The organism is Streptomyces sp. NPDC015139 (assembly GCF_043079785.1).
Lineage (GTDB): Bacteria > Actinomycetota > Actinomycetes > Streptomycetales > Streptomycetaceae > Streptomyces > Streptomyces albidocamelliae.
Genome location: NZ_JBIBUW010000010.1, coordinates 154,893 through 167,113, shown reverse-complemented (window position 1 = coordinate 167,113; position 12,221 = coordinate 154,893). Strand labels below are relative to the sequence as shown.

Here is a 12,221-nt window from a genome sequence, read left to right as displayed (position 1 = left end):
CGGTTCCCCGGGGGCCGTCGTGCCTGGCCCCCGGGTTGAGAGAGCCGTCAGCCGCTCACACCGCGGCCGAGCTCCCACAGCTGGAGCGTGGAGGAGGAGTTGAGGGCGTAGGCGACGCCGGTGATGTCGTTCCGTGCGGCGACGTACTGCTTGCCCTGCCACAGCGGCAGGACGGGGACGTCCTCGGCGACGATGTCCTGGATCTCGGTCAGGCTGTTGGAGGCGCCGATACGGTCGGCCTCGCGGCGGGACTGCGGGATCAGGCTGCGCTGGATGGTGTTGTTGGAGTACGGCGAGCCGAGGAAGTTGTCCTTGTCGAGGAAGGGCGCGAGGAAGTTGTCGGCGTCCGGGAAGTCGGGGAACCAGCCCATGCCGTAGACGTCGTACTGGCCCTTCTGCTCGGCGGGGCGGAAGGTGGCCCAGGGGTGGCCCTTGATGGAGACGTCGAACAGGCCGCTGTTGTTGAGCTGCTTCTGCAGGACCTCGAACTCCTGCTTGGTGGCCGAGCCGTAGTGGTCGGTCGTGTAGTGGAGGGTCAGCTTCACCGGGGTGGTGATGCCGGCCTTGCCGAGCAGGTTCTTGGCCTTGTCGACGCTGGGGTTGCCGTACTTGTTGAAGAACGAGTTGGAGTGGCCGGTGACCGTGGCCGGGACCAGCGAGTACAGCGGTTCGGCCTGGGTGCCGTAGACCTTGGCGACGAGTTCGCCGCGGTTGATGATCTGGGCCATGGCCTGGCGGACGGCCTTGGACTTGACCGTGGACGCGGTGGTGTTGAAGGCCAGGTAGCGGATTTCCAGGCCGGGCATGTCGACGAGGTCGACGCTGTCGCTGGTGCCGCCGTCGAGCTTCTGGATCTGGGCGGGCGACATGGTGCGGGTCATGACGTCGACGTCGCCCTTGTCGATGGCGGTGCCCATGGCGTCGGCGTTGTCGTAGGCGCGCAGCACGACCTCGTCGTTGTTCACCGTCACGCTGCCCTTGTACGAGGGGTTCTTGGTGAAGTGGGCGCTGGCGATCGTGTCGCCCTTGACGTCGGCCTTGAAGGTGTAGGGGCCGGAGCCGTCGACGTCGAAGCCGTCGCGCAGCTTGTCCTTCTGGTAGTCCTTCGGGTTGACGATGCCCGCGACCGGGGTGGACAGCTTGTACGGGAAGGTGGCGTCGGCCGTCTTGAGGTGGAAGACGACCTCGCGGTCGCCCTGCGTCTCGATGGTGTCGATCGTGTTGAGCAGGGCGGCGACACCGCTGTCGGCGTCGATGCGCAGCGCACGCTCGATGGAGAACTTGACGTCGGCCGCGGTCACCGGGTCGCCGCTCGCGAACTTCAGGCCCTCACGCAGCTTGCAGGCGTAGCGTTCGCTGCCGCTGTCGGTGAAGGTGCAGCTCTCCGCGGCGTCCGGGGTGGGGTCGCCCTCGCCCTTGGGCTGGGCCATCAGCGTCTGCACGGTCTGGCGCAGGATGTTCCAGGTGCCGACGTCGTAGGCGTAGGCGGGGTCGAGGGGGGCCGGGGCGTCGGCGGTGGCGGTGAACCGGTCCGTGGTGCCGACGACGATGGCGTCGCCGCTGTTGCTCCCGCTGTCGGACGTGCCGCACGCGGCGAGAACCGGGGTGAGGAGGCCGGCTACCGCCGGCAGCACCAAAATCTTGCGGTTCATGCGGGAGTTTCTCCAGAGCTGTTCGGGTCCGTGTAACCGGCATGCATGGGTGGTGCGGCGGATCACGGGGGTTGCGGCGATGTTCTCGCGATGAGATTAGTCCGCGCGCGCAGGAGGGTTCGCGGCCGCGTGAGTTGACCGTTCATCACGGAGGGGAACCGGGCGCGGACGCACCGAAAACCCGACAGCGGCAGGATTAGTGCAGCTTCCCACCAATCGGGACACAAGGGCCCGCCGTTTCGGGCCGAACAGGGCCTACCAGCACAGCAGGGCAACGTTGTCGAGGTCGTCCGGCGTGGGGAACCTCACACCCGTAACTGTGCGGAGAGTCAGTGAATTCCGGCCGCTCGGCCGACTTCCATTTCCCCTCGGGTGTACTTCCCCAGGTATTTGTCCAACCGGGCGGACGGGCTTTGCACGCTGGGTGAACGGCTAGCGCATTTCCGTCATCAGGCCGCGGAGAAATGCCAGGTCGACGGCTTCGAGGGAGGGGACCACGGTGCGTCCGGCGGCCGGGGTGATGGGGGCGACGGAGGGGACGGCGACCACCCGGCAGCCCGCGGCCTCGGCGGCGGCGACGCCGGTGGCGGTGTCCTCGACGACGGCGCACCGGGAGGGGTCGGCGCCCAGTCGGGCGGCGGCCATCAGGTACGGGTCCGGGAAGGGCTTGGTGCGTGAGACCTCGTCGCCGGCGACGGACAGGTCGAAGTGGTGGGAGCCCAGCACGGTGAGCACCCGGTCGATGATGCGCCGGTGGGAGGCGGAGACCAGGGCGGTGGGGATGGCGTGCTCGTGGAGTTCGGCGAGCAGCCGGGCGGCGCCGGGCATCAGGGGCAGGGCCTGGCCGATGCGGTCCTCGAAGCCGTCGTTGAGCAGTACCGCGAGTTCGGCGAGGGTGATGGCGGCGCCGGTGGCCTCGATGAGGAAGCCGGCGCTGCGGGTCATGGGGCCGCCGACGACGACGTGCCGCCAGGACTCGTCCAGGGTGTGGCCGAGGGCGGCGAAGACCTCCACCTCGACGTCCCACCAGAAGCCCTCGGTGTCCACCAGGGTGCCGTCCATGTCGAGGAGGACCGCCTGCAGGGCGGAGCCTTCGGCTGTACGGGTTCCGAGCGCGGGGACCGTGCTGGTCATCCTGGCGCACCTCCTCGGGGGACGACCAGGCCGGTTCCCGTGCGGGGAACCGGCCTGCAGTGGACCGACCAGTGTACGTCTCCGGCGCGCGAAGCGCCTCGTTTATCCCGCGCGCCCGCGGGTATCCCCCGAAACACCCCCGGCGCAGGCCAGAGGCCCCTCGCCATGCCCACCCGAACGCGCCGAACGCGACGGGTGGGCGACGAACGGCCGGACCCCCGGAGGGCTCAGCGGGCGTTGAAGTACTTCGCCTCCGGGTGGTGGATCACGATGGCGTCGGTGGACTGCTCGGGGTGGAGCTGGAACTCCTCCGAGAGGTGGACGCCGATCCGCTCGGGCTTCAGCAGCTCGGCGATCTTGGCGCGGTCCTCCAGGTTGGGGCAGGCGCCGTAGCCGAGGGAGAAGCGGGCGCCCCGGTACTTCAGGGCGAACATGTCCTCGATGTCGGCCGGGTCCTCGCCGGCGAAGCCGAGTTCGGCGCGGACGCGGGCGTGCCAGTACTCGGCGAGTGCCTCGGCCAACTGCACCGAGAGGCCGTGCAGTTCGAGGTAGTCGCGGTAGGCGTTGGCCTCGAAGAGCTTGGCGGTCTCCTCGCCGATCCGGTTGCCGACGGTGACGACCTGGAGTCCGACGACGTCCGTCTCCCCCGACTCCTCGGGCCGGAAGAAGTCGGCCAGGCAGAGCCGGCGGCCGCGGCGCTGGCGGGGGAAGGTGAAGCGGGTGCGTTCGTTGCCCTGGTCGTCCAGGATGATCAGGTCGTCGTCCTTGGACACGCAGGGGAAGTAGCCGTGGACGACGGCCGCTTCGAGCAGGTTCTCGGTCTGGAGCCGGTCGAGCAGGCCGCGCAGCCGGGGACGGCCCTCGGTCTCCGCGAGTTCCTCGTACGTGGGTCCCTCGCCGGTGCGGGCCTGCTTGAGTCCCCACTGGCCCTTGAAGAGGGCGCCCTCGTCGAGCCAGCTCGCGTACTCCTTGAGCTGGATGCCCTTGATGACGCGGGTCTCCCAGAAGGGCGGGGTCGGCACGGGGTTGTCGGTGGCGACGTCGGAGCGGACGTGGCCCTCCTGCGGGCGCTCCTCGACCTCCACGGGGGCCGTGGCCCGTACCCGGCGCTGCTTCAGTTCCGGGAGCTTGGCGCCGGGCACGCCCCGCTTGACGCCGATCAGAGCGTCCATCAGGCGCAGGCCCTCGAACGCGTCGCGGGCGTAGCGGACCTCGCCCTCGTAGACCTCGTACAGGTCCTGTTCGACGTAGGCGCGGGTGAGGGCGGCGCCGCCGAGGATGACCGGGAAGTCGGCGGCCAGACCGCGCTGGTTCAGCTCCTCCAGGTTCTCCTTCATGATCACCGTGGACTTCACCAGCAGCCCGGACATGCCGATCACGTCGGCCCGGTGCTCCTCGGCCGCCTCCAGGATCGCCGAGACCGGCTGCTTGATGCCGAGGTTGACGACGTTGTAGCCGTTGTTCGACAGGATGATGTCGACCAGGTTCTTGCCGATGTCGTGCACGTCGCCGCGCACGGTGGCCAGCACGATGGTGCCCTTGCCGTCGGCGTCCGACTTCTCCATGTGCGGTTCGAGGTAGGCGACGGCCGCCTTCATCACCTCGGCCGACTGGAGCACGAACGGCAGCTGCATCTGGCCGGAGCCGAACAGTTCGCCGACGACCTTCATCCCGTCGAGCAGGGTCTCGTTGACGATGTCCAGCGCCGGCCGGTCCTGGAGCGCCGTGTCGAGGTCCGGCTCGAGGCCGTTGCGCTCGCCGTCGATGATCCGCCGCTTGAGGCGTTCCTCCAGCGGCAGCGCCGCCAGTTCCTCCGCCTTGCCGGCCTTCAGCGACTTCGCGGTGGCGCCCTCGAACAGCTGCATCAGCTTCTGCAGCGGGTCGTAGCCCTCGGCGCGACGGTCGTGGATCAGGTCGAGGGCGGTGCGGACCTGTTCGTCGTCGAACCGGGCGATCGGGAGGATCTTCGAGGCGTGCACGATCGCCGAGTCCAGGCCCGCCTTCACGCACTCGTCCAGGAAGACGGAGTTGAGCAGGATGCGGGCGGCCGGGTTGAGGCCGAAGGAGATGTTCGACAGGCCGAGGGTGGTCTGGACGGCCGGGTGGCGGCGCTTGAGCTCGCGGATGGCCTCGATGGTGGCGATGCCGTCCTTGCGGGACTCCTCCTGCCCGGTGCAGATGGTGAAGGTCAGGGTGTCGATGAGGATGTCGTCCTCGCGGATGCCCCAGTTCTGCGTCAGGTCGTCGATCAGCCGTTCGGCGATCTCGACCTTCTTCTCCGGGGTGCGGGCCTGGCCCTCCTCGTCGATGGTCAGCGCGATCAGCGCGGCGCCATGCTCCTGGGCGAGCTTGGTGACCTTCGCGAACCGTGACTCCGGGCCGGCACCGTCCTCGTAGTTCACCGAGTTGATGACGGCGCGGCCGCCGAGCTTCTCCAGGCCCGCCCGGAGCACGTCGACCTCGGTGGAGTCCAGGACGATCGGCAGGGTGGAGGCGGTCGCGAAACGCCCGGCGAGCTCCTCCATGTCCGCGACGCCGTCGCGGCCGACGTAGTCCACGCACAGGTCCAGCATGTGGGCGCCCTCGCGGATCTGCTCCCGCGCCAGCTCCACGCAGTCGTCCCAGCGGGCCTCCAGCATGGCCTCACGGAACTTCTTGGACCCGTTGGCGTTGGTGCGCTCGCCGATGGCCAGGTACGCGGTGTCCTGCCGGAACGGCACCGACTGGTACAGGGAGGCTGCGCCCGGTTCGGGGCGCGGGTCACGCGGGGCCGGGGTCATGTCACGGACCCGTTCCACCACCTGGCGCAGGTGTTCGGGGGTGGTGCCGCAGCAGCCGCCGACGAGGGAGAGGCCGTACTCGCGGACGAACGTCTCCTGCGCGTCGGCCAGCTCGGGCGCGGTCAGCGGGTAGTGGGCGCCGTTCCTGCCGAGGACCGGCAGGCCCGCGTTGGGCATGCAGGACAGGGGGATGCGGGCGTTGCGGGCGAGGTGGCGCAGGTGTTCGCTCATCTCGGCCGGGCCGGTGGCGCAGTTCAGGCCGATCATGTCGATGCCGAGCGGTTCCAGCGCGGTCAGTGCGGCGCCGATCTCCGAGCCGAGCAGCATGGTGCCGGTGGTCTCGACGGTCACGGACACGATCACGGGCACGTCGAGGCCCAGGGCGTCCAGGCCGCGGCGGGCGCCGAGGACGGCGGCCTTGGTCTGGAGCAGGTCCTGGGTGGTCTCGACGAGCAGGGCGTCGGCGCCGCCGGTGACCAGGCCCTCGGCGTTGCGCTGGTAGGCGTCGCGGAGGGTGGTGTACGGGGCGTGGCCGAGGGTGGGCAGCTTGGTGCCGGGGCCGATGGAGCCGAGGACCCAGCGGGGGCGGCCGTCCTTCGCCGTGAACTCGTCGGCGACCTCGCGGGCGACGCGGGCGCCCGACTCGGACAGCTCGTGCACGCGCTCGGGGATGTCGTACTCGCCGAGGGCGGAGTGGTTCGCTCCGAAGGTGTTGGTCTCGACGCAGTCGACGCCCACCGCGAAGTACGCCTCGTGGACGGAGCGGACGATGTCCGGGCGGGTGAGGTTGAGGATCTCGTTGCAGCCCTCGAGCTGCTGGAAGTCGTCGAGGGTGGGGTCCTGGGCCTGGAGCATGGTGCCCATGGCTCCGTCGGCCACGACCACACGGGTGGCGAGCGCTTCTCGGAGCGCGGACACGCGGGTCCGGCTGTCGGCGGAAGGGGACGTTGGCGACGAGGCCATGAAGGGGCTCCCTGGGCTGCGACGGCTGTCGGCTATGCGGTTTCCCCGGCTGGCGGAGGCCGCACGGCGCCAGAGTAACCGGGAGTGGGCTTGGATGGGCAGCGGCGTCCACGAGACGGACGCGGATGGCCCCGGCACCACGCCCGGGCCACCTGTGATGTAACAGGTGTCGTCGGACCATTAGCGGGAGGTCGGCATCGACCGGTAGTGTTCGACATTGCCGAACGGCGGTTAACACGACGTACGACGGTGTACGACAGCAGTCGACACCAGTGGACGGCGTCGACGGCGTTCGTCGGCGGTCGGAGGAGACGGAGGCAGGACGGCGATGGCACGGAACATCCAGTCGCTCGAACGGGCGGCCGCGATGCTGCGGCTACTGGCGGGCGGCGAGCGGCGCCTCGGCCTTTCGGACATCGCCTCGTCGCTGGGCCTCGCCAAGGGCACCGCCCACGGCATCCTGCGCACCCTCCAGCAGGAGGGGTTCGTGGAGCAGGACGACGCCTCGGGGCGCTACCAGCTGGGCGCGGAGCTGCTGCGTCTCGGCACCACCTATCTCGACGTGCACGAGCTGCGGGCGCGGGCGCTGGTGTGGACCGACGACCTGGCCCGCTCCAGTGGGGAGAGCGTGTACCTGGGCGTCCTGCACCAGCAGGGCGTGCTGATCGTGCACCACGTCTTCCGGCCGGACGACAGCCGGCAGGTGCTGGAGATCGGGGCGATGCAGCCCCTGCACTCCACGGCGCTGGGCAAGGTGCTGTCGGCGTACGACCCGGTGGCGCACAGCGAGGCGCTGGAGGCCGACCGCAAGCCCTTCACGGATCGCACGGTGTGCGACGCGGGCGACTTCGAGCATCTGCTCGACCTGACGCGCGCGCGGGGGTACGCGGCCGACGTGGAGGAGACCTACGAGGGGGTGGCGTCCGTCGCGGCGCCCGTCCACAACCGGCGGCGCATGCCCGTGGGCGCGGTCGGCATCACCGGTGCCGTGGAGCGGCTGTGCCGGGAGGGCGAGTTGCGCCCCGAACTGATCGCCGCGGTGCGCGACTGCGCCCGGGCCGTCTCCAGGGACCTGGGCGCGGGCCGTTTCTGAGCGCTGAGCGCTCTTCCCAGTGGGTGACCGGGACGCCGGGCGGCGTTCCGGTTCTCGCCATACTCTGAAATGGACATATAGGGCGAGAAGGTATGTCAGCGCAGGGAAGAGCGATAACCGGCAGCGATCAATAACGATCCTGTTTTCGATAACAGAACTCTTGACGCACGCGTAACGCCGAAGCAAGACTCCCGTCCATCGGTCGGCATTGTCGAACACCTACCGGCAATACGCGTTAGAGTGTGACAACGCCAAGGGCCAGCTCATCGCTCTCACCCCCGAGGGCGCCAGACCCCCGGAGGGACCCGGGGTACGGCTACCCCTGGACGAAGGACAAAGGAGTCGCGGGTGTCCAGCTCCGACATCTTCATCGGCGAGACCATCGGTACCGCCATACTCATCCTGCTCGGCGGCGGCGTCTGCGCCGCCGTGACGCTGAAGGCCTCCAAGGCCCGTAACGCCGGCTGGCTCGCCATCACCTTCGGGTGGGGCTTCGCCGTACTGACGGCCGTGTACATCTCCGGGCCCCTCTCCGGCGCCCATCTCAACCCGGCCGTGACCGTCGCCCTGGCGATCAAGGACGGCGAATGGAGCAACGTTCCGACCTACTTCGCCGGCCAGCTGCTCGGCGCGATGATCGGCGCGACTCTGGTGTGGCTCGCCTACTACGGCCAGTTCCACGCGCACCTCACCGACAAGGAGATCGTCGGCGGTCCGGGCGCCCAGGCCACCGCGGCCAAGGCCGTCGAGGCCCAGGAGAAGGGCGCGGGCCCGGTCCTCGGCGTCTTCTCCACCGGCCCGGAGATCCGCAACGCGGTGCAGAACCTCGCCACGGAGATCATCGGCACGGTCGTGCTGATCCTCGCGGTCCTCACCCAGGGCCTGAACGACAAGGGCAACGGTCTCGGCGTCCTCGGCGGTCTGGTCACCGCGCTCGTGGTGGTCTCGATCGGTCTCTCCCTCGGCGGCCCGACGGGCTACGCGATCAACCCGGCCCGTGACCTCGGTCCGCGCATCGTGCACGCCCTGCTGCCCCTGCCCAACAAGGGCGGTTCCGACTGGAGCTACGCCTGGATCCCGGTGGTCGGCCCGCTGATCGGCGGCGCCATCGGTGCAGGCATCTACAACGTCGCATTCGCTTAAGAAGCACCATGACTTCCCGGCACGCGCCGTACGTACAGCCCCAACACCACGGATCTTCCAGGAGCACACAGTGACCGACGCCCACACCGCAGGCCCGTTCATCGCGGCCATCGACCAGGGCACGACCTCCTCGCGCTGCATCGTCTTCGACAAGGACGGCCGGATCGTCTCCGTCGACCAGAAGGAGCACGAGCAGATCTTCCCGAAGCCGGGATGGGTCGAGCACAACGCCAACGAGATCTGGACCAACGTCCAGGAGGTCGTCGCCGGGGCCATCCAGAAGGCCGGCATCACCCGCGACGACATCAAGGCCATCGGCATCACCAACCAGCGCGAGACCACCGTGCTGTGGGACAAGAACACCGGTGAGCCCGTCCACAACGCCATCGTCTGGCAGGACACCCGCACCGACGGCCTCTGCCGGGAGCTGGGCCGCAACGTCGGCCAGGACCGCTTCCGCCGCGAGACCGGCCTGCCGCTGGCCTCGTACTTCTCCGGGCCGAAGGCCCGCTGGCTGCTCGACCACGTCGACGGCCTCCAGGAGCGCGCCGAGGCGGGCGACATCCTCTTCGGCACCATGGACAGCTGGGTCATCTGGAACCTGACCGGCGGTGTCGACGGCGGCCGGCACGTCACCGACGTCACCAACGCCTCGCGCACCCTGCTGATGAACCTGCACACCATGCAGTGGGACCCGAAGATCGCCGAGTCCATCGGCGTGCCGCTGCAGATCCTGCCCGAGATCCGCTCCTCGGCCGAGGTCTACGGCGAGGTCGCCGGCGGCAAGCTCGGCGACCTGCTCGGCGGCATCCCGGTCGCCTCCGCGCTCGGCGACCAGCAGGCGGCCCTGTTCGGCCAGTGCTGCTACTCCGAGGGCGAGACCAAGTCGACCTACGGCACCGGCACCTTCATGGTGATGAACACCGGTGACAAGATCATCAACTCCTACGCCGGTCTGCTGACCACGGTCGGTTACAAGATCGGCGACCAGCCGACGGTGTACGCCCTGGAGGGCTCGATCGCCGTCACGGGCTCCCTGGTGCAGTGGATGCGCGACCAGATGGGCCTGATCTCCACCGCCGCCGAGATCGAGACGCTCGCGCTCTCGGTCGAGGACAACGGCGGCGCCTACTTCGTGCCGGCCTTCTCCGGTCTGTTCGCCCCGCACTGGCGCTCCGACGCCCGCGGTGTGATCGCCGGTCTGACCCGGTACGTGACCAAGGCACACCTCGCGCGTGCCGTGCTGGAGGCCACCGCCTGGCAGACGCGGGAGATCGCGGACGCCATGGTGAAGGACTCCGGCGACGAGCTGGTGGCCCTGAAGGTCGACGGCGGCATGACCTCCAACAACCTGCTGATGCAGACCCTCGCCGACGTCCTGGACGCACCCGTGGTGCGCCCGATGGTCGCCGAGACCACCTGCCTCGGCGCCGCCTACGCCGCCGGCCTGGCCGTCGGCTTCTGGTCCAGCACCGACGAACTGCGCGCCAACTGGCGCCGGGCCGCCGAATGGACCCCCCAGATGGACGCGGACATCCGCGACCGTGAGTACAAGAACTGGCTCAAGGCCGTCGACCGGACCATGGGCTGGATCGAGGACGAGGACTGAGCGGCCCGAACCGCTCAGAAAGCTCTGACGAGGAGTAAGTACCCGACATGACCAGTCAGTCCACCCTGAAGTCCGTGCCTGCCCTGGGGACGCACCCCGCGTCCGGCTCGAACCCGAGCCGGGCCGAGACCAGGGAGCAGCTCTCCAAGGCGTCGTACGACCTTCTTGTGATCGGCGGCGGCATCCTGGGCATCTCCACCGCCTGGCACGCCGCGCAGTCCGGGCTCAGGGTGGCGCTGGTCGACGCCGGCGACTTCGCCGGTGCCACCTCCTCCGCCTCCTCCAAGCTGCTCCACGGCGGTCTGCGCTACCTGCAGACCGGCGCGGTGAAGCTGGTGGCGGAGAACCACTTCGAGCGCCGTGCGGTCTCCCGTCAGGTGGCCCCCCACCTGGCGAACCCGCTCACCTTCTACCTCCCCGTGTACAAGGGGGGTCCGCACGGCGCGGCGAAGCTCGGCGCGGGCGTCTTCGCCTACTCCGCGCTCTCCGCCTTCGGTGACGGCGTGGGCCACCTGCTCTCCCCCGCCAAGGCGGCGCAGGACGTGCCCGAGCTGCGCACCGAGAACCTCAAGGCCGTGGCCGTGTACGGCGACGACCAGATGAACGACGCGCGCATGGCGCTGATGACGGTCCGCGCGGCCGTCGAGGCGGGCGCGGTCGTCCTCAACCACGCCGAGGTCACCGGGCTGCGTTTCACCAAGGGCCGGGTCACCGGTGCCGACCTCAAGGACCGGACGTCCGGCGACGAGTTCGGTGTCAACGCCCGTCTGGTGCTGAACGCCACCGGCCCGTGGGTCGACCACCTGCGCCGGATGGAGGACCCGAACGCGGCGCCGTCCATCCGCCTGTCCAAGGGCGCGCACCTGGTCCTCAAGCGCACCTCCCCGTGGAAGGCGGCGCTGGCCACCCCGATCGACAAGTACCGCATCACCTTCGCCCTCCCGTGGGAGGACATGCTGCTGCTCGGCACGACCGACGAGGAGTTCGAGGGCGACCCGGCGGACGTGTCCGTCACCGAGAAGGACATAGCCCAGATCCTGGACGAGGCCGCGTTCTCCGTCCGGGACCAGCAGCTCCAGCGTGACCTGATCACCTACGCCTTCGCCGGTCTGCGCGTGCTGCCGGGCGGCCCCGGCGACACGGCCAAGGCCAAGCGCGAGACGGTCGTCACCGAGGGCAGGAGCGGCATGCTGTCCGTCGCGGGCGGCAAGTGGACCACCTTCCGGCACATCGGCCGCACGGTGATGCAGAAGCTGGAGGAGCTGCCGGGCCACCCGCTCGGCGACGACTTCGAGCCGATCTCCTCGCTGCCGAAGAAGCTGCCGCTGCCGGGTGTCGCCAACCCGCGCGCGGTCGCCCACCGTCTGCTGGTGGACCACCCGGCGCCGGGTCCGCGGATGGCCGCCGACACGGCCAAGCACCTGGCCACCCACTACGGTTCCCTGGCCTTCGACATCGCCCGGCTGGCCAACGAGCAGCCGGAGCTGGCCGAGCGCGTCCACCCGGAGGCTCCGGAGATCTGGGCGCAGGTCGTGTGGGCCCGCGACCACGAGTGGGCCGAGACGGCGGACGACGTCCTGCGCCGCCGTACGACCCTGACGATCCGCGGCCTGGCCACGGACGAGGTCCGTGACAAGGTGCAGGGCCTGCTCGACAAGAAGTAGGTGTCGGTGCCGGCCGGTCCACTCCTCCCCTGACCTGGACCGGCCGGCATCGCGTGCCGGACCCCGTACCGGGTCCGGAACGGCGCGAGGGGGCGGCTCCCGACGACGGAGCCGCCCCTTCCGTGTGTCCGGCGCCGGCCCGCCGGGACCACGCCCTCTTCCCCTCGCCGCTCCCCGGGTGCT

Annotated in this window: 7 protein-coding genes; 4 read left to right on the top strand and 3 right to left on the bottom strand. The window is 69.7% G+C overall.

The features are described 5' to 3' along the window. Positions 1-47 precede the first annotated feature (47 nt). The 3 genes from ACF08B_RS26200 to metH form a co-directional block, all read right to left on the bottom strand. Positions 48-1,652: an ABC transporter substrate-binding protein gene (locus ACF08B_RS26200; protein WP_392319664.1), complete on the bottom strand. Its 1,605-nt coding sequence runs from the start codon at positions 1,650-1,652 to the stop codon at positions 48-50. Positions 1,653-2,084: 432 nt separating this feature from the next. Next, on the bottom strand, positions 2,085-2,786 hold the full coding sequence (locus ACF08B_RS26195) for an HAD family hydrolase (protein WP_392319663.1): 702 nt from the start codon (positions 2,784-2,786) through the stop codon (positions 2,085-2,087). A gap of 227 nt (positions 2,787-3,013) precedes the next feature. Then, the gene (gene metH / locus ACF08B_RS26190; protein WP_392319662.1) at positions 3,014-6,529 is read right to left on the bottom strand and encodes a methionine synthase; all 3,516 of its coding nucleotides are present in this window, start codon (positions 6,527-6,529) and stop codon (positions 3,014-3,016) included. Positions 6,530-6,857: 328 nt separating this feature from the next. Here metH and ACF08B_RS26185 point away from each other — a divergent pair, with 328 nt between their 5' ends. The 4 genes from ACF08B_RS26185 to ACF08B_RS26170 all read left to right on the top strand — a co-directional run bounded on the left by ACF08B_RS26185 (position 6,858) and on the right by ACF08B_RS26170 (position 12,038). Beyond that, a complete protein-coding gene (locus ACF08B_RS26185) occupies positions 6,858-7,622 on the top strand; it encodes an IclR family transcriptional regulator (RefSeq protein ID WP_392319661.1) in 765 nt (254 codons plus the stop codon). Between the two features lie 348 nt (positions 7,623-7,970). Then, on the top strand, positions 7,971-8,765 hold the full coding sequence (locus ACF08B_RS26180; protein ID WP_093479022.1) for an MIP/aquaporin family protein: 795 nt from the start codon (positions 7,971-7,973) through the stop codon (positions 8,763-8,765). Positions 8,766-8,835: 70 nt separating this feature from the next. Next, positions 8,836-10,374, top strand: coding sequence for a glycerol kinase GlpK (glpK, locus tag ACF08B_RS26175; RefSeq protein ID WP_392319660.1), 1,539 nt, complete (start codon positions 8,836-8,838; stop codon positions 10,372-10,374). A 47-nt stretch (positions 10,375-10,421) separates the two neighbouring features. Next, positions 10,422-12,038, top strand: a complete 1,617-nt coding sequence (locus ACF08B_RS26170) for an FAD-dependent oxidoreductase (RefSeq protein WP_392319659.1) — start codon at positions 10,422-10,424, stop codon at positions 12,036-12,038. Positions 12,039-12,221: the final 183 nt, after the last annotated feature.